A 21,157-nucleotide genomic window follows, 5' to 3' on the forward strand; every position below is an offset into this window, starting at 1 on the left:
CACTATTCCTTGTGGATGTACTCGGCCGGGGCGCTGCGGAGCGCGTCCAGGTTCTTCTTCGTCCAGGTAATCGTGTCTGCGATCGCGTCCGCGACTCCGCGGCGCGGTTCCCACCCGAGTTTGGTACGAGCTGCCGTTGAGTCGAGCAGGTACGCGGCGTCCTGTCCGAGCCTGGCCCCGACCACCTCGACCGAGTCCTCGAACGGCGCCCCGAGTTGGCGGCACACCTCTTCGACCACGGACCGGATCGTTTGGTTCAGCGGCGTTGATAGATGGAACACCGATCCCGGTGCCCCGTCGCGGGCCGCTCGCAGAGTGGCATCGGACACGTCGTCGATGTGAATGAACGAGCGGACGCTGGTGCCGCCCCCTTCGAGCCGGAGCCGCTTCCCGGTGAGCACGCACAGGACCGTCTTGGGGATGATCCGGTACAGCGCTTGAGCCGGGCCGCACACGTTGGCCGAGCGCGTGAACACTACCGGGAACCCGTAGGCCCGGTGGTACGCGAGCAGGTTCATGTCGCACGCGGCCTTCGAGATCGCGTAGGGCGTGCTCGGGTTAAACGGGGCGTTCTCGGACACGAGCCCGGACGTGTTGCCGTACACCTCGGGGGTCGACGCCTGGACGAACTTCTTGAGGAAGTCCATCGTGCGCAGGCGCTCGTGCAGCCCGGCCATCGCGACCGTGTTAGTGCGGTACCAGTGCTCGGGGTTGGCCCAGCTCTGTGCGACCATGCCCTGCGCCGCGAAATTCACAACGAAATCGGGCCGGAATTCCCGGAGCGCCGCGTCGATCGCGTTGAGATCGCGGTTCAGGTCGAGTTGGCGGAACGTGAAGCGACTCGCATCGGTCCAGCGGTACGGCAGGAACACCGGGTCCGCTTCCGGGGACCGGCTGATGCCGAGTACCTCGGCCCCAGTTTTTAGAGCCGATGCGACGAAACTCGCACCAGAGAACGAGTTGCTACCAATTACGCAGAACCGCTCCACACCCGCCCCCATTCTTGGTGCCGTTACGCGACCTTCTTGTCTTTCATGAGCTTGATGTTGAAGTACCGCGGGTCGGTCATGGAGTTCGGCAACCGCCCGGCGCGGAACGCCCGGATCAGATCGACCGCCGCGTCCTCGATGGTGTGCTTGGGGACGAACCCGAGCACCCGGCGCACCTTGTCCGCGTTCACGCGGTACGAGCGGATGTCGTCGGACGGCGTGGTGACGATCTCGATCGCGCCGCGCTCGGGCGCCTCGCGCTGGACCACGCCGCGGACGATCTCGGCCGTTTCCGCGACGGTGTAGTTCTGGTACCCGGCGTTGAAGATCTCGCCCCCGACCTTCTCGTCCGGCGCGGTGAGCAGCAGGAGGTACAGGTCGATCATGTCGCGGATGTGCAGGTTCGGGCGCATTTGTACGCCACCGAACACGGTGATCTTCCCGTTGTTGATCGCGTGGTTGGTGAGAATGTTGACCGTCAGGTCCAGGCGCTGGCGCGGCGAGTGCCCGCAGATGGTGGCCGGGCGGACGATCACCGGAACGAAGTCGCGGGTGCCCTCGGCCAGCAGCACCGGCTCGCACATGGCCTTGAACTTGTTATACAGCGACACCGGAACGAGCGGGTGCTCCTCGGTCACGTCCGGGGAGTCACTGACGCCGTACACACTGCCGGACGAGGCGAACACGAACCGGCGCACCCCGGCTTCTTTGCACGCCCGGACGAGCGGCCCGAACGAGTCGTAGTTCACCGATTGGCTCAGGCCCGGGTCCAGCTCGACGCTCGGGTCGTTGGAGATGCAGGCCAAGTGGATCACCGCCTCGCACCCGGCTACCGCGGCCCGAACCGCGGCCAGGTCGCGCACGTCCCCGGTCACTTCTTCCAGGTTCGGGTGCCCGCGCACGGGGGCCAGTGGCTCGTGCCCGTACAGGTACAGATCGAGCACGCGGACCCGGTACCCGGCGTCGAGCAGGGCCGGCACCAGAACCGCCCCGACGTACCCCGCGCCACCGGGCACGAACACCCTCGGGGCGCCGGCGGGTGAGACACCTGAACTCATATCGCGATTCCCTTCGACCGGGGGCCGGCGGTCACACACATCCGTGATTCAATCGGCCCCGCAGGGGGCGCCACTGTAAGAAACTTCCGCTCTCGGTGACAACGCCAATCGTCGGGCACGGGCTTGCTCCCTAGGGCAGGTGCGGATATAGGTTCGTCGCGCACCTGGAGGGCGAGCGATGGGCCAAGAGATCAACCTGCTGGACCGGTACCCGAAGTCGAACCGACCGATCGACGACCGCGGGCGCCTCATTACCGAAGCGCACCGGTCCGCGGCGCGCCAGTTCGGGGTCGAATACTTCGACGGGGACCGGCTGAGCGGGTACGGCGGATACAACTACCACCCGCGGTTCTGGACCGATACCGTGCGCCGGTTCCGGGACCATTACCAGTTGGCGCCCGACGCTCAGTTGCTCGATGTGGGCTGTGCGAAGGGGTTCATGCTGCACGACTTCAAACTGTTCATGCCCGAACTGCGAGTCGCCGGTGTGGACGTGTCCGGGTACGCGCTGGAACGCGCCCGCGAGGAGGTGCGCCCGTACTTGCAGCAGGCCGGCGCCGATGCGCTCCCGTTCCCGGACAACAGCTTCGATCTCGTGATTTCGATCAACACGATCCACAACCTGCCCCAGGACCGGTGTAAACAGGCACTGCGCGAAATTCAGCGCGTGAGTCGCGGGCGCGCGTTCGTGACGATGGACGCTTGGCGCAACGACCCCGAGCGCGAGCGCCTGCTCAAGTGGAACCTGACCGCCCTCACGTACATGCACGTGGACGACTGGCGGCGCGTGTTCGACGAGGTCGGGTACACGGGCGATTACTACTGGTTCATCGCCGAGTGATGCGGGGCGGTTGGCCGCAACGGTGCGATTCGTGCGGCTTCGTCCCCTCGCGGTGTCGGAGTGTGTTGGTCGGGTGAGCGGTTCCGAGGGGCGTGTGTAAGGTCTCTGGCCAGTGCCACAGAATCGCGCCCAAAACGCAACGGGGCACTGGGTTCTGCCCAGTGCCCCGTTGCGTGTGTTTTGAGTGAATCAGCCGGCCACGACCGCGCCGGCCTTGAGCGCCTTGAGACGCTCGCCCAGCTCGAACGTCGCCTTGCTTAGCAGGCGCGACACGCGCGACACGGAGAGTTTCATCACTTCGGCGATTTCTTTCAGTCGCAGGTCTTCGCGGTAGTAGAGCGTGACCGCGATCCGCTCCTTCGAGTCGAGCCCCTCGATCGCGTCGGTGAGCTGCTGGATCGTTTCCCAGCGCTCCATCTCGACCGACGGCTCCTCGGCCGCGACCGCCGGCTCCATGCCGTTCGCGTCGGCGGTCTGTTCCCAGGACGTCGTTTTAGCGACCCGTTCCGCCGCAAGTGTATCCGTGACTTCGTCTTCGGTCATTCCGGTCGCGGCAGCAATGGCCTCGACCGTGATCGGGTGGGGCAGGGTGCGGCACGCCCGGCGCACCGCGGCGAGCCGCGTGTGAACGTGTTGGGGGAGCGGGCTGTTGCGCCGCATCTCGTCCACGATCGCGCCGCGGATGCGCAGGTACGCGAACGTTTTGAACTGGGCGTTGCGCGTGGGGTCGAACTTCGAGGCCGCTTCCACGAGTCCCAGGACACCGGCCGATTCGAGGTTCTCGACGTCCACGCCCGGGGGCGTGTCGCCGATGAGTCGCCCGATCACGTGCTTGACCAGGGGGAGGTGCGACACGATGAGTTCGTCGCGGCGCTGCTGGTCGGCTTGTCGTTGGTACGCTTGAATGTTGCCACTCATGGTGTGTTATGACTCGGGCGAACAACGGGACGATTAAGTTCGGTTCTGCTCGAACAAATTGCTTAAGCCGGGGGAGGCGTCGCCGGTTAGTTCCTCGGGGCGAATCACGGCCACCGGTTCCATTAACAGGTCGGTCGGAATTTCTTGGTACGAGACGACACTGAGGTCGTGGAGCGCCCGTGCGAGTGAGTGCCGGATGGCACGGCGGAGGCTCCCATCACACAATAGAGCAACTTCGTACCCGCGGGCGCTCGCTTTTCGTATTTCGCCCGCAACTCGTAGCGTGAGTTGCTCCAACCGGGTCGGATCGAGCACCAACTGGTGCCCCTGAACCGATCGGCGCAGTTCGAGTTCGAGGCGCGGGTCCAGCACGATCGCCCGGATGCGCCCGGAGGGATCGCGGAACCGGTCCACGACCGAGCGCCCGATGTCGGCCCGTACCCGTTCGGTCAGTTCCGCGGGGTCTTTGACGGTCGGCGCGTGCGACGCGAGACTTTCGAGGATGCGCGGCAGGTTCGAGATCGGTACCCGGTCTTCGAGCAGTAGCGTGAGGACGCGGTGTAGCGTGCCCATGCTGACGACGTTCGGGATCAGATCGTCCACCACGGCCGGGGTCGTTTCGCGGACCCGGTCCACCATCGATTTCAGGTCGTCGCGGCCGAGCAGTTCGCCCGCGTGCCGGCGCACCACTTCGCCCAGGTGCGTGATAATCACGTTCGGCGGGTCCACCACGGTGAACCCGGCGGCCTCGGCGCGGTTGCGGTCCGCGTCGGTGATCCACTTGGCCGGGAGGCCGAAGGCCGGTTCACGGGCCTCTTCGCCCGCGAGCGAGATCCGGCTCGCGCCACCCGGGTCGATCGCCAGCCAGAAGTCCGGGCGCACTTCGCCGCGTGCTACTTCCCGTCCGCCAAGCAACACTCTGTACGAAGGCGGGTCGAGCTGAATATTGTCGCGCACACGGACCGCCGGCACCCACAAACCACTTTGTTTCGCGAGGTCGCGCCGCAAGCCCCCGATCCGGTCGAGGAGCCCCGGTCCGCGTCGAGCGGACACCAAGGGAATGAGTGCGGCACCGATTTCGAGGCTGATCCGGTCCGTTTGCAGGAAGTCGTCGAGGTACCCTTCAACCGGTGACTTCGGGGCCGCGCCTGGTGCGCCCGGCGCGCCCGCTGCACCTTCGCCCGCAGCTCCCGCGGCGGCGGGGACCGGCACGGCCGGTTGTGCACTGCGGCGCGACATGTAGAACAGCGCGCTACCCAGTGCGAGGAACGGAATTACGGGCATCCCGGGCACGATCGCGAGTGCGAACAGGATGTACGAGCCGAGCCGGAACGGGGCCGACGCGGACCGGAACTGGCCCTCCAGTTCTTCGCCCAAGCTGTTACCAGACGTCGCCTTAGTCACCAGCATCGCGGACGCGGTGGCGGTGATGAGGGCCGGGATCTGGGTCACCAGCCCGTCACCGACCGTCAGAATCGAGTACGTCCGGATCGCCTGGGACAACGGCATCCCCTTCGTCAGGCCGATGATGAACCCGCCCACCAGGTTCACGGCCGTGATGATGATCGCGGCTACTGCGTCACCCCGGACGAACCGACTGGCACCGTCCATCGTGCCGTAGAACTCGCTCTCTCTCATGAGAGCCGTTCGGCGCTTCTTGGCCTCGACCTCGTCGATCATCCCCGCGTTCATTTCGGCGTCGATCGCCATCTGCTTGCCGGGCATCGAGTCCAACGTGAACCGCGCCGCGACTTCCGAGACCCGCCCGGCCCCTTTCGTAATCACCACGAACTGGATCACGATCAGGATCAAGAAGATCACGAGGCCGACGATCAGGCTGCCGCCGACGACGAACTTACCGAACGCCTCAACGATTTCGCCTGCGTGCGCGTTCAGCAGAATGAGTCGCGTGGTCGCGACGTTCAGTGCGAGTCGGAACAAGGTAAAGAGCAAAAGCAGCGACGGGAACGTCGAGAATTCCAGTGGCTGCTTCACCGTCAGCGTGACCAGCAACAACAGGATGGTCGCGCTGATGTTGAACGCGAGCAGAAGGTCCAGCACCAGCGTGGGCAGCGGGACCAAGAAGATTACGAGTAACCCGAGCAGGGCGACCGAGAGGAGCAGTTCGCTCCGCAGTAACGGGTTGCCGGTAACGGGTTTAATGTCGCTTGCCATCGGGAGTCCATTCAGGTCGCCGTTTCCGGCGACACCATGATTTAGAACGCCGCCGATTTTCGGCGCGCGGAAGTCACGGAAGACGCAACGTTTCTAAGGTTTCCTTCCTGTCACACTCTCAGGATTCGGCCCCAGCGCAAGTTCCGTTCGGGTTTCCCCAAAGTCGGTTTTGCGCCATTCCTGAAAACTTCGATCCTGCGCCATTGCGCTTGGCGCATAACACTCATCAAACCGCAGTTCCGCGTGCCGCTCAATAGCTCGGTTTGTTCAGCTTCGTCGCCTGCTATTTCGAGCCTTTTCCCTGCGCGATACAGACCCACCGCACGTGTGTTTTTCACAACGAGGTGAGTGAATCAACACATTTCTGCTTGGCTCAGAACGCCCAATACCAGACGCGGGCGAAAATGTCCGCGCCACATATTGAGCAAACGCGCTCGTCCGGGCGCGAAATTATTGCCGCTTTGACTTACACCGCTTCGCTGCGCAACTTCATGACGAACGCGAGCACCTCGGCCACGGCCCGGAACAGCACGCCCGGGATCGGTTGGCCTTCTCGGATGGACTGGAGTGCCCGTGCGAGCGGCGGGCGCTCCAGTACGGGCACGCCGGAATCGCGGGCGAGCTTCGCGATCCGCTTGGCGAACGCGCCCTTGCCCTTAGCAATGACCACGGGAGCGCTGTCGCGGTTGGCGTCGTATCGGAGTGCGACGGCGTAGTGGGTCGGGTTCGTGACAACGACCGTGGCCTTCGGCACTTCCCTCAGCATCTTCTGCTTGGTGCGCTCGCGTGCGATTTGCCGGATGCGGGCCTTCACCATCGGGTCGCCGTCTTCCTGCTTCAGTTCCTGCTTCAGCTCTTCCTTCGTCATTCGGATGGAGACCTCGAACCGGTAGCGCTGGTAGGCGTAGTCGAAGACCGCGACGAGCGCGACCGCACCGGCGAGGTAGAGCGCCAACTTCATTACAACGGCCCACGCCGCGGGCGCCGCGCCCGCAACCCGCCCCTGACCGAGGCTCCCGATCAGTCCGCCGCGCCCGTTGAGCACGACATACGCGACCACGCCCAGCGCGATCACCTTCAGGATCGTGAGCAACCCGCGGACCAGCGCCGCGGTGGAGAACAGTCGGGTCAACCCGGTGGCCGGGTTCAGCTTGTCGAAATTCAGTTCGAGCTTTTCCGTGTTGATCTGGAACCCCACCTGCGCGACGCTCGCGGCCACGCCTACGGCGAGCAACAGCCCGAAGAAGGGCAGGAGCGCGGCGAGCGCCCGGAGCCCCGTGCGGGCCATGAGTTCCACAGCAATTTCGATGTTGAAGTCGGGCCGAAATGCCCGGGGGAGGTCGTGACGAAAGATGTTGATGAGAGCGTTCCAGACGTCCGGCCCGAGGTTCGACAGGCCGACCACGCCGACGACGAGTACGAGGCTTCCGACCAGTTCCGCACTAAACGGCACCTGACCCTGTCGGCGCGCCTCCTCGCGCCGACGCGGTGTCGGATCTTCTGTTTTTGATTCGTCGTCGACTTCGTCAGCCACTCGTCACCCTTTCGGGAATGACCGTGCCCGATGAGCCACCAGTCACCAGGGAATTACCAAACGCCGCCAGATTTTTCGCGAGCCGGTCCCGAGTTCGTTTGTGGCCTGTTGTTCGTGGCACAGACCTTTGGCCGGTGAGCGCCTCCACAGGCCAGAGGCCTGTGCCACGAACAACAAACACACTCCACACGCGGCCTCACAGCGGCCGGTTACAGAAAACAACTAACAACGGGTCGCCATCTACTGTTGCTGCTGGGGTCTCTGCGACCGCTCCCTTGTGGTCGCGGCTCGTTTAAACTCCCTGCATTGTTACCCGTGACCTGCCAGCAACTTGGGCAGCATCTCGCCCGTGCGCCCGGTGATCGCGAGCAGGGTGTTCACGAACTCCGGAACCAGCACCAGTCCCGCAACGAGCGCAACAAACACCTGGAGCGTGAAACCGACCGAGTAGATGTTCAGTTGCGGTGCGGCCCGGGCCATCACCGCGAGCGTGATCGCCAACAGGAACAGGCACAGCGCGAGTGGCGCGGCGAGGAGCAGCCCCATTTCGTAGGCGCTCGCCAAACCGGTCACCATCGGACCGGCCTCCGGTATCGCGGACCCGCCGAGCGGGAGCGCCGCGAACGAGGAGTGGAACACCGCGAGAACCACGTGGTGCCCGTCCGCGATCAGGAAGATCAGGGCGCCGGCGGTTTCGAGGATGTTCGTGAGCGGGCCGGCCGAATCGGTTCCCGTGGGGCCGACTTGCGGCGAGATGTTCAACCCGATCTGCTGCGTCACGAACTCGCCGGCGATCCGGCCCGGCAGGAGGAACAGCCCGAACGCGAACCCCATCGCGGCCCCGATCAGCGCTTCGCGCGTGATTACGAGCCCGTAGCGGATGGGATCGACCTCGCGCAGGCTCCCGGCCGGGAGGGTGCCGAGGTCGGAACTGGCCTGTCCGATGTAGAACGCCGCGAACACGATCACCATGCCCGCCTGGACCGAGCGCGGGGCGCGGCCCGAGAACAGCGGCATAACGGCAACGAACGCGCCGATCCGCGCGATCAGGAGCCCCAGAGCTACACCGGAGATGGTCACGTGCCTTTCCCCGCGGCGTAGGAGATCATGCGTTGTGTGAACGCGACCGCCTGTTGGAACGAGAACCCGAGCGTGACCACGAGCACCAGCCCCACCAGGATGATGCGCGGGACGTAACTGAGCGTCTGGTCCTGGATGCTCGTCACCGTCTGGAAGATGCTCACGAGCATCCCGACGGCGAGGCTCACCACCAGCGCGGGCATGGCCACCACCAGCGCCACCAGGAACAGCTCCTGGGTCATCCGTATCACGTGGTCGGTTGTCATCTGGCGCTCCGCACCCGGGACGTTCTGCTTGCCGTATGGTTCGTCAGGCTCTTGCTACCCAGTTCGTGGCCCGGGCCTCTGGCCCGTGCCGTGCTTCCGCGGGCCGGAGGCCCGTGCCACGGATCTTGAGGCTTCACCCGTAGCTCAGCGCGATCGCGTAGGACACGAGGTGCCACCCGTCCGCGAGGACGAACAGCAGGATCTTGAACGGCGCCGAGATCGTGATCGGCGGCATCATCACCATACCCATCGAGGTCAGGATGCTGGACACCACGAGGTCCACCATCAGGAAGGGCAGGTAGATGCAGAACCCCATGATGAACGCGGTCTTCAGTTCGCTGATGAGGAACGCGGGGATCACGGTGAGGAACGGGGTGTCTTCCGCGTGCTCGACGGTCGTGTTCTTCGACAGGTGCAGGAAGAGCGCGAGGTCTTGCTTTCGCGTCTGCTGGAGCATGAACCGCTTGTAGATGTCGCTACCGATCTTCAGCGCCTGCGGGCCGGTCATTTGCTTCTGCACATACGGCTGGTACGCCTTCTGATCGATCTCCGCGAACGTCGGCTGCATGATGAACAGCGTGATGAACAGCGCGAGCCCGGTCAGCACGAGGTTGGGCGGTACGTTCTGAGTACCCAGTCCCTGGCGCACGAACGAGAGCACGATGACGACGCGCGTGAAGCACGTCATGGTCATCAGCGCCGCGGGCAGCAGTGTGGACAGCCCGAGCATCAGGGCCATCTGCACGGGCGGCGACAGGTTCTGGAAGTTCAGCCCGTTCGGGCTGTTGATAAAATCGGCGATGTCGCCCATGAACTGCGCCTCCGTGCGTTCGGGGGCGGTGTTTATCGCGAGTGGTGAGACGAGTCAAGGCGGACAAGATGTGCGCGAGTTCGTGAACTTATGAGCGGAGATGGGGAGCCTGGGACCGCGGGCATCTTGCCCGCTCTCCGGTAGTGGTAAGAGGGCGGGCAACATGCCCCGTGATCCCGTAACTTCACCCGCTCGTTAACACTCGCGGTTCGCCCAGAAAGCTCCAGGCGAACCGCGAGTGTCACGAGCGGGTGGGTGCTCTGTGGTGGGCTTGCTACTTTACTGGGACGACTTTCTTGATTCGGTACGTCTTCGCGTTGTCTTTCAGCCAGACTTTGGCCTTATCGGGGGTGAAGTTGGGTCCGAAGCCCTCTTCGCGCGTCAGGTTCAGTGAGTGGGCCGTCATGTAAAAAGCATCCGAATTCTTTTCGGCCAGAACGAGTAGTCCTTCGATGATTGCCTGGCTCTCGTCGGCTCCGATCGGCTCCTCGGACGTTTTGCCAATGATCGCATCGGCCGGGTGCCGGCGGTGGCGCGTCGTAACCAGCCACGCGGCCGTCATCCGTTCGGTTTGGTCTTTCGACTTCAGCACCTTGTCCGCGTCGGCCAGGATCTTGGCGGCGGCTTTGGCTTCTTTGATGGAGTCGTCGAACTTGTTGGCCTTCTTGACCGCGCCGAAATAGCCGCCGAGCCGGTAGAACCCTTCGTCCGAGCGCTTGCGCAGGAACAGGAGCACCTCTTCGTCCTTCGCGAGTACCGGGGTTCCGATTTTCAGCCCGTCGTTGGGTTGATCCTCTTTGGGTACGAACGCGACGCGCAGGTGGGTTACCTCTTCGCCCCCGAGAATCCGGTCGGACACCTTTACGACCGCGATCCGGAACCGGATCTTGTTACCGCCATTGAACTGTTCGGCCTCGATCGCCTTTTCTTCGATGTTCGTCACCGTTCCTACAGCCACGATATCGGCACCGGCGACCCGTTCCGGGACCGGGATGAAGCGGATCGACGTGGCGAATGCCAGGTTTGCAGACAATGCGACCATCACAGCGGCGGTGAGCAATCGGGCGGTCATGGGGGCTCCGGTGTGGTGTGATGTGGGCAAAACGAGACGACCCGCGACACCGAACCGATTACTCGCGTGACAGAACCGTTACACGGGCGGAATCCCCGAATAACGAGAAATGGCTCGTTCGAGATGAAAAACAACGACTGAAGCCGTGAAAATGTGATTTTTTGTTCACTGGATGCGTAAAATGGTAGTGACGGGTGTCCAGTGACGGTTGGAGTCTGAAATGTGATCGCCAAAATGGGGAGAATGTTAGCGGTTGTTAGCCTTTAGGCCACTCGATGAAGCGGCGAGATTTGGTTGTAAAGCGTTTCTTGTAAGTGAGTTGCGGAGAAAATGGGGGCGGCCCGGTCCCCCCGTAGGGCCAAAATGTTAGCCGATGTTAGTGACGCTCCGGCCCTCACACCGCGCGATTAACGGAAGTCGCCTGGGCGGGGGCGGGGAGTTCGGGTTCTGGGCCAGGGAGTTCGACGAGTGCTTTCACGCCGGTAATGTCGGTCCCGATCAGCATGCGTCGGTCGCCCGCGCGCACGAGGTGGACCACGCACCGTCCGACGCGGAGTGAGGTGATCGCGCGCATCGACTGCTCGGCAACAGGTGCGGGCTTCCGACCGAGCCACCGCGTGGTGACGACGCACAGCCCGCACACCACCACCAGCGCGACGACGAGTTGCAGGAGACCGAGTGCGACGCTGCCCGGTGTTTTGGTGTTCGGCGCTTGCGCCAGCCGCGGCGCGAACGCGCCGGCCCCTTCGGTGGCTTGCGGTGGGGCGTCGGGGAGCGGGATCGGCGTCGAAACGAACGCCGGGAGGACGAAGCCGAGTGCGACGACGAGAACCCCCGCACCAATGAGCACGGGGGGAATGCGAACGGAACCGGGTTGTTTTGCGGCGGGCATCGTGCCCTCTCGAGTCGGGTGGTTCGTCACTGTAAGGGGCGACCGGGTGTCGCCCCGCTCGGTGTCGGTGCCGGGGCAACCCCCGGGGCCGCGCTCGCGGCGTTGAGGGCCTTCAACTGGCGCACCTTGTCCATGAGTTGAGCGGCGAGGGCCGGGTCGCCGAGCGCTTCCATTAACCGCGCCGTGTTGCGCTCCTTCATCCGGACCAGGATCTGGGCCGCTTGCTCCATCTTCCCGGTCCCGGACTCGGCCATCTGCTTCAGGATCGGTGCGGCGCCCTCGGGCGTCATCGCGTCGTACACGGCGGCCAGTTTCTCGTAGTTCTTGATCTCGTTCGCGCGGTCCTCGGCCTGCCGCTTCTTCAGATCCTCCACGGCCTTCGGTTCCGGCTCGGGGTTCTTCGTGGCGGTCTTCAGTTCCGTCGTGACCTGGCGGAGCAGGGCGTCGGTGGCCTCGCGCTGGGCCTGCACGTCCTGGAGCACCAGCGAGATCTGCAGCGCTTTGCGCTCCAGTTGGGCCTGGTGGTCGAGCGCGCCCACGTTCGGCCCCATGTTCGATTGCGGGATCTTGGGGATCGTCTTGGGTTCCACGGGATCCTTCGAGGAGTCTCCCGAGGGGCCGGGCTTCAGGGGCGGCTTATCGCCCTTCTCCTTCTCTTTATCCTTCTCGGCAGTTTCCTGCTGCTGGCGCGACTGGTTGAGCCACAGCGACAGCGCGGCCGAGAGCGAGAACAGGAGGAGGGCGATCGCGCCCAAAAAGATCAAGTTTTTCATGTCGGGCTCCGCTCGCGGGTCGGGTCGTTACGCGGCGGGTTCGGCCTGATACAGCGCCACGCTCGGCGCGTTCTGGGCTGCTTGCCACCGCTGCTGAATGAGTTCGTCGAGCTGGTTCTGATCGGATTTTTGAGCTTCTTGTTGCCACTTCTCGACCTGCTGCCGGCGGAGCGTGGAGAGCGCTTCGACCTCGGTCGCAAGTTGGGCGCGCTCCTGGGCCGCGGTGTGGAGCCGCTGCTCGGCCGCCGCGACCTCTTGCTCGGACGCGCGGATCGAGACGTCGACGCGCTCGGCCATGTCGGACGCGGACGCCCACTGCTGCGGGGCCATCACGCTCCCGACCGACGAGGTGATCTTCTCGGCGATGCGGTCGAGCTGGTGCCGGAGCGCGAGGAGCGTGGCGCGGGCGCGCTCGGTCGCTTCCTGCGCGCGCCGCTGTTCGAGTTCGGCGACGTGCTCGAGCTGCTTCTTGACGCGAAGCAGTCGGTCCAGTGAGAACTCGAATCGTTTCACGGCGAGGCACCTCCGTTGGTGCCGGGGTTATGGCGAACCGGCGGGAGCTTGTCAAGTGCGAGCGGCTCGGGGCGAACCCGAGTGCCGGGCTTCCGGTATCGTAGCACGCGCCCGGGCGGAACGCCCGCGGGCACACTCAGTTCTCATGTGTTGGAGAACCGGGTGTGCCCGCGGGGGAGTGAAAATTCTCGTGCGATCAGAAGGGCCAGGCGGCCGCAATCTGGAACAGACCGGTCCGGGTCTCCTCGAACGTGGCCCGCTCGCCCACGTCCTGCTTCAAGAATTTTTCGAGCTTCGGCATCAGTTCGATGGCCTTGTCGACCTGCGGGCTGGACCCGCGGACGTAGGCCCCGATGCGGATCAGGTCCAGCACTTCCGCGTGCGTGGCCATGATCGCGCGGACCTTGCGGGCCGCCTTCGAGAACTCGCGGTCCACCACGTCGGTCGCGACCCGGCTGACGCTCCGCGAGACGTCGATGGCCGGGTAGAACCCGCGCTCGGCGATCTTGCGGTCCAGTACGATGTGGCCGTCCACCAGCCCGCGGACGTAGTCCGCGATCGGCTCGTCCATGTCGCCGCCGTCGACGAGAACGGTGAGCAGGGCGGTGATTCCGCCGACGGCCGCGTTGCCGAGGCGCTCCACGGTGTTCGCGAGGGTCTGGAACACGCTGGGGGTGTACCCCCGGCTGCTGGGGGGTTCGCCCAGGAGGAGCCCGAGTTCGCGCTGGGCCATCGCGAGCCGCGTCAGGCTGTCGATGACGAAGAGGACGTTTTGACCCTCGCCGCGGAAGTAGTCGGCGATGGCGATGGCGGCTTGCGAGGCCCGCACCCGCATGAGCGGGGTCTGCTCGCACGTGGCCACGATCACGACGGACCGGGCCATGCCCTCCGGCCCGAGGACGTCTTCGAGGAACGGGGCCACTTCGCGCCCGCGCTCGCCGATGAGGGCGATCACGTTCACGTCGGCCTGCGACCCGTTGGCGATTTCGCCCAGGAGCGTGCTCTTACCGACGCCCGACCCGGCGAAGATCCCGACGCGCTGGCCGCCGCCGCAGGTGAGCATGCTGTCGATCGCGCGGACCCCGGTTACGAACGGCTCGCGGATCCGCTGGCGCTCCATCGCGGGCGGCGCCGGGCGGTTGACCGGGCGCAGCGGGCAGTCGGTGATCGGCCCCTTGCCGTCGAGCGGGCGCCCCAGACCGTCGATCACGCGGCCGAGCAGGTTGCGCCCGGTCGGGACCATCAGGCCCTTGCCCTTTCGGAGCACCGCCATCCCGGGCCGCAAGTTCTCGGCCGCGTCGAACGGCACGAGGTACGCCTGGTCGTTCTCGAACCCGATCACCTCGGCCAGGACGGGTTCGCCGTCGTTGGGGAGGATCGCACAGTGGTCGCCGACGGCCGCGGGAATGTTGCAGGTCATCAGTCCCGTGACGCTCTTCAGCCGACCGCCCATGCGGTAGAGGGGCGTCTGTACGATGCTCCGGTTCATCGCGGGCATATCAAGACCGAGCATTCTTCAGGCTCCGTAATAGTTCGTCGCGAATTTCTTCGAGCTCGCGGGTCACGTCCGAGAGGAGCATGGACTCGCGGCCTTCAACCTGACAGTCCCCGCGGCCCAGATTCGCATCCGGTACGAGTCGCGGGCCGGTTTGATCGGGTAACAGCGGCTCCCCGCCGAGTCGTTGGGTGAGCAGCGCGAGGTCCGTGGGGTTCAGTCGGACCGTAACAGCGGTGTCGTCGCCGAGCTGCGCGATCATGTCGCGCACCTTGCCCTCGATCGGGAACGTGCCGGCTTCGACCTGTTCGTGTAAGAGTCGGGTTGTGAGCGTGAGTGCGAGTTCGATCGCGGCCCGTTGCCACTCGCGGAGCATGTCCGCGCGCTCGGTGCGGATGCCCTCGACGGTGGTTTTCACGTTCGCGAGCACGGCTTCGATGCGCTCGCGGTCGGCCCGGATTTCGCGGCCGGCGTTCGTGGTCCAAAAATCCGTCGGCGGTGCCGCGGCGGGTACCGGTTGCGGTTGCGGGGCAGGGGGCGGAACTGTTACTGCTGCGGGCGCCGGTGGCGGAGGAACGACTGCGACTTCCTTGGCCTCGACGATGCGAGCGTCTCGGAGGCGCCGGGAGAACCGGACGCGGAACTCGTGCGATCCGGGAGCATTTCCCCGGTGGGCAACCGGTGTGGACCGCATGTGACCCCCTTCACTCACTTTCAACCCCCGCGCGAGTGCGGTTCGGGCGACCCGAGACCCCGGTGAGCGGATACCCGCGAGGGGGGATTTCCGCAAGGGATTCCGTGGCAGAAAGTGAACAATTCCACAATGGCTCAGGTTCGGCGCGAGAGCGTGAGGGGAACGGGATTTTCGGCAAAATTGGAAGGTCAGGAAGGGTCCAATTCGAGCCGAACCAAGAAAGTTATGGTGGGAGTGAAAAGGCTATGCGGGCGCGCGAGGTGGCCGGCACAAACGGTTCGGCGGCCCGTTCACCCATTGTCGAAGGTAAACGGACCGCCGAGGCACAAAAAATGTGACTGCAACTGATTTTGCGATCAATCCATCGTGATCTGGCCGTCTTCTTCGCCCTTTCGTATCGCGGCGAGAACGGTGGTTTGGGCTTCGCGGACCACCGAATCGGCGATGGACCCGAGAAGCTCGCTTTCTTCTTCCAGAACCGATTTCGACCGGCTGGACATGTTCGAGGTGACTTTTTGGCGGATCGCCGGGGCCGCACCCTTGAGTGCGACCGCGACGGTCTTTACGTCCAGCTTCCCGAGCAGCATTTGAACCTGCCGGTCGGGGATACGCATGATGTCTTCGATCCGGTACAGCTTCTCAATAACTCGAGTCGCCAGTTCGGGATCGGTCTCTTCGAGTTTGAGAACAACGGGCGTCCGGTCGGTCCGCGGGAACGTGCGGAGCATGTCGGCGAGGTTCTGGATCAGTTCCTCTTGTGACGGCTCCGGCGGGACGTCCTTGAGCTTGTAGACCTTCTCCAGAACCGCCTTGGCGAGCGGTTGCAGGAGGGCCAGGTTCCGTGGCCCGGGTTTCGTGAGTCGCAGAGCAATATCGGGCCGAATATCCGGAGGGAGCCGTCGGATCACGTTACCGGTCGTCTTCGCGTCGAGGGACGAGAGGAGCATCGCGATCGCCCCGGACGACTCACCATCCAAGGCGCGGGCGAGTTGTTCGGCCGAAACCGTCTTGAGCTCTTCGATCGGGCTCACGGGCGGTTCGGGTTCCGCCGGTTCTGTGGGTGCGGGAGGAGCCGAGGCCGCCGTAATGCGCTGGGCGATCCGTTGGATATCGAAAAATTGAGCGACCGCCGCGTCGAGGTCGTTCGCGGGCGGCGGTTCGACCGGCGCCGTGCGCAGTTTGATCCGGAGCCGCTCGCCGTCGTCCGCGCCCATCTGACCGAGAACATTCTCGGCGACGTCCGCGGGCAAGGCTCGCAGCAAAAGGACCGCGACATCTTCACCAGGAGCGTTGGCCATCCATAGCACCAGTAGGAGCCACGTCTACGATCAAGAGGGTCATCAAGTAGCAGGTTCGCCAACCAACAGGCGGAACACATCGGCCACTTGGCGGGGGTCGTTCCGGGCCAGGTCTTGGAACCGATTACGTTCCGTATTTCGTCGCTCTTCCTCGGCAGCGGCTTGAGCGGCTGCTTGGGCTGCGGCGTTCATTTCAGCCAAGTCCGGAACCCGGCGGCGGCGGAGCACGAGCAGCGCGGCTACAAGGATTGCCAGGACGGTCGCCACGGCGACACTGAGGTTTCGCGCCAAGCTCACATAGGTTTGGAAGCGTTGGAGCTTGACCAGCGTGTCGTCCGGCTCTGTTATACCCAACCCGGTGAGCGGCGCCCGCGCCAGTGTAACATTATCGCGACCGACGCGAAACCCGACAGCCTGCTTAATGATTTCTTCAGCATCTGTCGCGCTGATGACCGTTTGGCCCTCGCCTTGCGGTGTCAGGTCGACGATGGCCGCGACGCTCAGGCGGTTCACGGCCCCGGGGGTATCCTCGATGTCGCGAATCGTCTCGGACACGAGGTAATCGGTCTGAATCACCTCTTCTTTCGCGGTGCCGCTGCTGCCGCTCGCGCTGGCTGGCGTGCCGCCGGCGCGGGTCACGTTGCTAACGGCCCCTGCGGGTCCCCGGGCCGCTCCGCCAGAGCTCGTCGAGTTCGCGGTCCGCTCGGCCCACGCTACTTTCCCATCTGGCGAATAAGTTTTCAATCGCTCTTTGATTTTCTGGAAGTTGATGTCCGCATTGACCCGGATAACGGCCCGCCCCGGCCCGAGGGTTTTTGCCAGCATTTCCTCGGCTTTTGTCGAGAGGTACGTCTCCAGTTTCTCCAGATATTCGAGCTGGGGGGTGGGTAAGTTCCCGCGGTCGGCCGCGTGCGGGTCCGAGAGCAACCGGCCCCCGGTTTCCATAACCGTAACGTTTTCCGGGCGCAACCCTTCGATGCTGTGTGCGACGAGGGAGACGATACCGGCCGCGGTCGCCGTGGCCATCCGTGCCCGCGGTTTTAATTTGATGACCACGCTGGCGGTCGGCTGTTTCTGATCGCGGACGAACGGCGACGGCTCAGGTTTGGCGATGATGACCCGGGCCGATTGCACTGCTTCCATTTGCATGATCGAGCGGGCGAGTTCGGCCTGGAGCGCCCGCTGGTAGTTAACGCTTTGAACGAACGGCGTCGTCATGAGCGACGTCTCGTCGAACAGCTCGTAGCCCTTCCCGCCGCGGGCCGGGATGCCGCCCGAGGCGAGCGAGACCACCGCTTCGGCGTACCGCTCTTCCGGTACTTCGAGGTTCGTGCCGCCGCTCACGAGGCGGTTCGTGATGTTGTCCGAGGTGAGCTTGGCCCGCATCGCCGCGACCTCTTCCGGGGACAGCGGCCCCTGCGAGATCGGTACGTAGTGCGCGCCCGGCGACAGGTACGCAACCGCCGCGAGCGCGACGACGATACCGAGGGCGCCGATCACCGCACCCACGCGGCGCCCGGCACTCAGGCCCGCCCAGTACGCGCGCGTTTGGGCAAGTAGGCGGTTCAAAGCTTCCATGCGTCACCCGATCGAGTCTGGTCCAGGGGCCGTTCCGGTCACCGAATCCGCGCCGGGCGGGCTCCGCCCGCCCGACGAACTGCTCGTTACACTTGCATGCGGGTCACTTCCTGGAACGCATCGGCGAGCCGGTTGCGCAGTTCCAGGATCAGTCGGAACGAGATGTCGGCCTGAGCGACCGCGAGGCTGACCGTGTGCAGATCCTGCGCGGTCCCATCCGCGAGGTCGCGGACGGCGTTGTCGGCAGTAACCTGGGCCTGGGCGTTGCCCGCGAGGACGCCGTTCAACACGCCCGCGAACGGAACCGAGGACGGGGCCTCGGCCAGCGCTTGCGGGGCGACGAGCGGTTGGAGCCGCGTGAGCGGGGCGACGGTCGCGATGGAATCGACTGGCATGGCTTACCCCCGGAGCAGCGCGAGCGCCTGCTCGTTCATTTGGCGGAACGTTTGGGACGTGCGCAGGTTCGCTTCGTAAGCCCGCGCCGCGGTTAACAGGTTGACCATTTCGATCGGGAGCTGGACGTTCGGCATCCGCACGTTGCCCGCGGCGTCCGCGTCCGGGTGCCCGGGCTGGTACACGCTGGGCAGGTCGCTCGGGTCTTCGATCATCTCGACCGCTTCTACCCCGCGCAGGTTCCCACCGGGGCCACCCCGGGCCGCGCCGAGCACCTCGGCGAACACCACGTCCTGCCGGCGGTACGGGCCGCCGTTCGCGGACCGGGTGGTGTTGGCGTTCGCGATATTGTTCGCGACGACTTCCATCCGCAGCCGCTCGGCCGACATGCCGGAACTGCTGATGGCCGTGGCCGCAAAGAGGTCGTTAAAGGGCATTTGTGCTCCTTAAGGTTCGCGCTAGCGCCCGGCGATCGCGGCCCGCAGCGAGGCGATGCGGCTCGCCATGATCTGGGTCGCGGCCTGGTACAGAAGCGCGTTCTTGTTCATGTCGTTCATCTCGCGGTCGATGTCGACCGTGTTGCCGTCGGCACGTTCCGGGCCGTCGGAGGTCACGACGCGCGACCGCACCGGCGCGTCGCTCGTGGGCGAGGCCAGCGCTCGCGCGAGATCGGACTCGAACGCGACCGTTTGCCGGCGGTAGCCGGGCGTGTTCACGTTCGCAACGTTTTGGGCAATGACGCGGTGCCGCAGGGCGCTCGTATCGAGCAACTGCGTCAACCCGCTCAGGCCGGGTAAATTGGTTTCCATGTGGGTGATAAGTCGGAAGATTCACGCGCGAACTTGAACCAATCGCGCTGGCGATGAGGGATGTACGGGCATTTGGCGCGAATTCGGCAGAATCGCAAAAGATAGGCTAAAGTAGAAATTATGCAAATCAACGCGACCGAAATCGTACTCCCTCCCCCGCCGCCCGCGCAAACGGCGTCCGCGGCGAGCGTGCGCATTTTGGCCGGGAACCTCACCGCGGTTCCCCTCGGTTCGCTTTTGCAAGCGACCGTGACGCAGGTGAACCCGCGCGACGCGGTCCTGAACGTGAACGGGCAGTCCCTCACGGTCAGCCCGTCCGTGGGGCTTCAGGCCGGGTCGGTACTTTTCGTGCGGGTGCCGAAATCCGGGAACGGGACGCTGGAAATCGCGACCCCGGCGGCGCGTGAGACAAAACCGCAGGCCCCGCCCAACGTTCCGATGGGGTCGACGCAGCTCAAGGTCGTGGACGTCACCGCAGCGCTACCCGACGGGCGCGTGCTCGTGCAAATCGAGGGACAGGAACAGACCGCGACCACGCGCGACCCGCTTCTGCCGGGGCGATTCATTCTGGAGGTCAAGAACACCCCAACGGGGCTCACGCTCAAGGTTCCGGCGGAGACCCCGGCTCTGCCCACGGAAATCGCGACGGCGATTATTCGCGCGACGCCCGCGCCCGAACTCGCAACGAACCTCAAACCCCTTCAGGCCGAACTTAAAGCGCTGATCGAGCCGCAACCGCAGACCGACGGGGCCGAACCCGCTCCGGTCGTTCCTGCTCCCGTCCGCGAGGCTGCCGTTGCGGTGCGCGACACGATCCGAGCCCTTGTGCCGAGCGAACCCCGCGTGTTGAACGCGACCGAACTTCAGAACCTCGTTCAGAACGGCGGGATTCAGTTTGAAGCCAAACTTGCGCGGCTTGCTGATCCGGACCCGGCGCGGGCTTCGGTCTCGGATCCTTCAAACGCGAGCGCGTCTAAGGCCTCCGCTCTTAAAGAAGACCAAGCTCCGACCAAGAATAACTCTGCACCGGTTAAGGACTCCGCGCCGACAAACGCCGCGGCGCCGAAGACCGATGTCGCACACGAACTGAAGGCGGATCTCAAGGGCGATCTGCTGCGGTTGCTGCAGACGGCGCGCGAGTTGGGCGTCGCGTCCCAGATTCCGGCCGCGAAAGCCACACTTGACGGGATCGAGTCGCAACAGGCGACGCAAACGCTCGCGCAAGCAACGGGCACGCCGTACATCCTTCAGGTTCCGTTCCCGGACCGCGACCAGTGGCGCACGCTTCACCTGTCCGTCGAGGCGGAAGACCAACAAGCGGACGACGCCGACACGGAGCGCCGGGGGGGCGCTTCCGGATGCTCATGCACGTGCCGCTGAGCGAACTCGGGGAGACGTGGATCGACGCGGGGTTGGCCGGCGACAGTTTCCGGGCCGCGATTTACCTCGACCGGGCCGCGGTGCGCGAGCGCGTGAGTGCGGCGCTGCCCGAACTGCATTCGGAGTTGCAAACCGAGGGATTCGGTGAAGTGTTCCTCGACGTGCGCGCGGTCGCCGATCTCCCTCCTCGAACGCGGGTACAGTCCTCCGCTATGATGTCCGGGCGCCCGGCCGCCCTTGCTTCTCTATTGGATGTGAGAGTGTGATATGGCCGAGAAACCGCAACAGAAGCGCGCCGTCGCACTCCGTTACGACCCCGCGCGCGACAAAGCCCCCACCGTGATTGCGAAGGGGAAGGGGCGCACCGCGGAACAAATTCTCAAACTGGCACAAAAGAACGCTGTGCCCGTGCGCTCGGACCCGACGCTCGTGCAGGTTCTGAGCCGGCTGAATCTCGATCAAGAGATCCCGCCCGAGGTGTACCGCGCGGTGGCCGCGATTCTTGCGTTCCTGAACCGCGTTAACCGCCCGACGTAAACAACATCGGGCGCTTTTTCGGTGCTCGATTTCCGTTTTTTAAGCCGTTCG

At 64.8% G+C, this 21,157-nt stretch carries 23 protein-coding genes; 4 read left to right on the forward strand and 19 right to left on the reverse strand.

What is annotated here, in order from left to right; genetic code table 11:
• Nucleotides 1-2 precede the first annotated feature (2 nt).
• Both VT84_RS14090 and VT84_RS14095 read right to left on the reverse strand, forming a co-directional pair.
• Entirely contained in the window at nt 3-989 is a 987-nt protein-coding gene (locus tag VT84_RS14090) for an NAD-dependent epimerase/dehydratase family protein (protein ID WP_204249756.1), read from the reverse strand.
• Nucleotides 990-1,012: 23 nt separating this feature from the next.
• The gene (locus VT84_RS14095) at nt 1,013-2,047 is read right to left on the reverse strand and encodes an NAD-dependent epimerase/dehydratase family protein (RefSeq protein ID WP_082840003.1); all 1,035 of its coding nucleotides are present in this window, start codon (nt 2,045-2,047) and stop codon (nt 1,013-1,015) included.
• 178 nt (nt 2,048-2,225) lie between these two features.
• On the opposite strand from VT84_RS14095, the gene VT84_RS14100 reads away from it, so the two are divergent.
• The gene (locus tag VT84_RS14100) at nt 2,226-2,888 is read left to right on the forward strand and encodes a class I SAM-dependent methyltransferase (protein ID WP_052558019.1); all 663 of its coding nucleotides are present in this window, start codon (nt 2,226-2,228) and stop codon (nt 2,886-2,888) included.
• Between the two features lie 189 nt (nt 2,889-3,077).
• Here the strand turns inward: VT84_RS14100 and VT84_RS14105 are convergent, their stop codons facing one another.
• From VT84_RS14105 to VT84_RS14185, 17 genes are all read right to left on the reverse strand, one after another.
• Nucleotides 3,078-3,806: a sigma-70 family RNA polymerase sigma factor gene (locus tag VT84_RS14105; RefSeq protein ID WP_052558017.1), complete on the reverse strand. Its 729-nt coding sequence runs from the start codon at nt 3,804-3,806 to the stop codon at nt 3,078-3,080.
• A gap of 33 nt (nt 3,807-3,839) precedes the next feature.
• On the reverse strand, nt 3,840-5,981 hold the full coding sequence (gene flhA / locus VT84_RS14110) for a flagellar biosynthesis protein FlhA (protein WP_082840004.1): 2,142 nt from the start codon (nt 5,979-5,981) through the stop codon (nt 3,840-3,842).
• A 466-nt stretch (nt 5,982-6,447) separates the two neighbouring features.
• On the reverse strand, nt 6,448-7,515 hold the full coding sequence (flhB, locus tag VT84_RS14115; protein WP_052558012.1) for a flagellar biosynthesis protein FlhB: 1,068 nt from the start codon (nt 7,513-7,515) through the stop codon (nt 6,448-6,450).
• A gap of 309 nt (nt 7,516-7,824) precedes the next feature.
• Nucleotides 7,825-8,595: a flagellar biosynthetic protein FliR gene (locus tag VT84_RS14120; RefSeq protein ID WP_052558010.1), complete on the reverse strand. Its 771-nt coding sequence runs from the start codon at nt 8,593-8,595 to the stop codon at nt 7,825-7,827.
• On the reverse strand, nt 8,592-8,861 hold the full coding sequence (locus VT84_RS14125; RefSeq protein ID WP_052558008.1) for a flagellar biosynthetic protein FliQ: 270 nt from the start codon (nt 8,859-8,861) through the stop codon (nt 8,592-8,594). The genes VT84_RS14120 and VT84_RS14125 overlap by 4 nt, the downstream gene beginning before the upstream one ends.
• A gap of 133 nt (nt 8,862-8,994) precedes the next feature.
• Nucleotides 8,995-9,672, reverse strand: a complete 678-nt coding sequence (gene fliP / locus VT84_RS14130) for a flagellar type III secretion system pore protein FliP (protein WP_052558006.1) — start codon at nt 9,670-9,672, stop codon at nt 8,995-8,997.
• 274 nt (nt 9,673-9,946) lie between these two features.
• The gene (locus VT84_RS14135; RefSeq protein ID WP_082840005.1) at nt 9,947-10,744 is read right to left on the reverse strand and encodes a hypothetical protein; all 798 of its coding nucleotides are present in this window, start codon (nt 10,742-10,744) and stop codon (nt 9,947-9,949) included.
• A 394-nt stretch (nt 10,745-11,138) separates the two neighbouring features.
• Nucleotides 11,139-11,636, reverse strand: coding sequence for a flagellar biosynthetic protein FliO (locus tag VT84_RS14140; RefSeq protein WP_082840006.1), 498 nt, complete (start codon nt 11,634-11,636; stop codon nt 11,139-11,141).
• 26 nt (nt 11,637-11,662) lie between these two features.
• A complete protein-coding gene (locus VT84_RS14145) occupies nt 11,663-12,409 on the reverse strand; it encodes a hypothetical protein (protein ID WP_082840007.1) in 747 nt (248 codons plus the stop codon).
• Nucleotides 12,410-12,436: 27 nt separating this feature from the next.
• A complete protein-coding gene (gene fliJ, locus VT84_RS14150) occupies nt 12,437-12,922 on the reverse strand; it encodes a flagellar export protein FliJ (protein ID WP_052557995.1) in 486 nt (161 codons plus the stop codon).
• Nucleotides 12,923-13,118: 196 nt separating this feature from the next.
• Complete coding sequence (locus tag VT84_RS14155) at nt 13,119-14,435, reverse strand: FliI/YscN family ATPase (RefSeq protein ID WP_239465837.1); 1,317 nt, start codon at nt 14,433-14,435, stop codon at nt 13,119-13,121.
• Nucleotides 14,422-15,111: a FliH/SctL family protein gene (locus VT84_RS14160; protein ID WP_052557991.1), complete on the reverse strand. Its 690-nt coding sequence runs from the start codon at nt 15,109-15,111 to the stop codon at nt 14,422-14,424. Before VT84_RS14160 ends, VT84_RS14155 begins: the two co-directional genes overlap by 14 nt.
• A 356-nt stretch (nt 15,112-15,467) precedes the next feature.
• Complete coding sequence (locus VT84_RS14165; RefSeq protein WP_082840008.1) at nt 15,468-16,409, reverse strand: FliG C-terminal domain-containing protein; 942 nt, start codon at nt 16,407-16,409, stop codon at nt 15,468-15,470.
• 42 nt (nt 16,410-16,451) lie between these two features.
• Complete coding sequence (gene fliF / locus VT84_RS14170; RefSeq protein ID WP_082840009.1) at nt 16,452-17,987, reverse strand: flagellar basal-body MS-ring/collar protein FliF; 1,536 nt, start codon at nt 17,985-17,987, stop codon at nt 16,452-16,454.
• Nucleotides 17,988-18,073: 86 nt separating this feature from the next.
• The gene (locus VT84_RS14175; RefSeq protein WP_052557986.1) at nt 18,074-18,382 is read right to left on the reverse strand and encodes a flagellar hook-basal body complex protein FliE; all 309 of its coding nucleotides are present in this window, start codon (nt 18,380-18,382) and stop codon (nt 18,074-18,076) included.
• Between the two features lie 3 nt (nt 18,383-18,385).
• Nucleotides 18,386-18,817, reverse strand: a complete 432-nt coding sequence (gene flgC / locus VT84_RS14180) for a flagellar basal body rod protein FlgC (protein ID WP_082840010.1) — start codon at nt 18,815-18,817, stop codon at nt 18,386-18,388.
• Nucleotides 18,818-18,838: 21 nt separating this feature from the next.
• Nucleotides 18,839-19,189 (reverse strand): flagellar basal body rod protein FlgB, encoded by a 351-nt coding sequence (locus VT84_RS14185; RefSeq protein WP_052557982.1) that lies wholly within the window; start codon nt 19,187-19,189, stop codon nt 18,839-18,841.
• A 120-nt stretch (nt 19,190-19,309) separates the two neighbouring features.
• Here VT84_RS14185 and VT84_RS14190 point away from each other — a divergent pair, with 120 nt between their 5' ends.
• From VT84_RS14190 to VT84_RS14200, 3 genes are read left to right on the forward strand one after another with little or no spacing between them, the layout of a single operon-like run.
• A complete protein-coding gene (locus VT84_RS14190) occupies nt 19,310-20,569 on the forward strand; it encodes a hypothetical protein (protein WP_082840011.1) in 1,260 nt (419 codons plus the stop codon).
• Entirely contained in the window at nt 20,548-20,835 is a 288-nt protein-coding gene (locus VT84_RS14195) for a flagellar hook-length control protein FliK (RefSeq protein WP_082840012.1), read from the forward strand. The genes VT84_RS14190 and VT84_RS14195 overlap by 22 nt, the downstream gene beginning before the upstream one ends.
• A gap of 1 nt (nt 20,836) precedes the next feature.
• Nucleotides 20,837-21,106, forward strand: coding sequence for an EscU/YscU/HrcU family type III secretion system export apparatus switch protein (locus tag VT84_RS14200; RefSeq protein ID WP_052557977.1), 270 nt, complete (start codon nt 20,837-20,839; stop codon nt 21,104-21,106).
• The last annotated feature ends 51 nt before the right edge of the window (nt 21,107-21,157 follow it).

Origin of the sequence: Gemmata sp. SH-PL17 (assembly GCF_001610855.1) — a bacterium.
Classification (GTDB): domain Bacteria; phylum Planctomycetota; class Planctomycetia; order Gemmatales; family Gemmataceae; genus Gemmata; species Gemmata massiliana.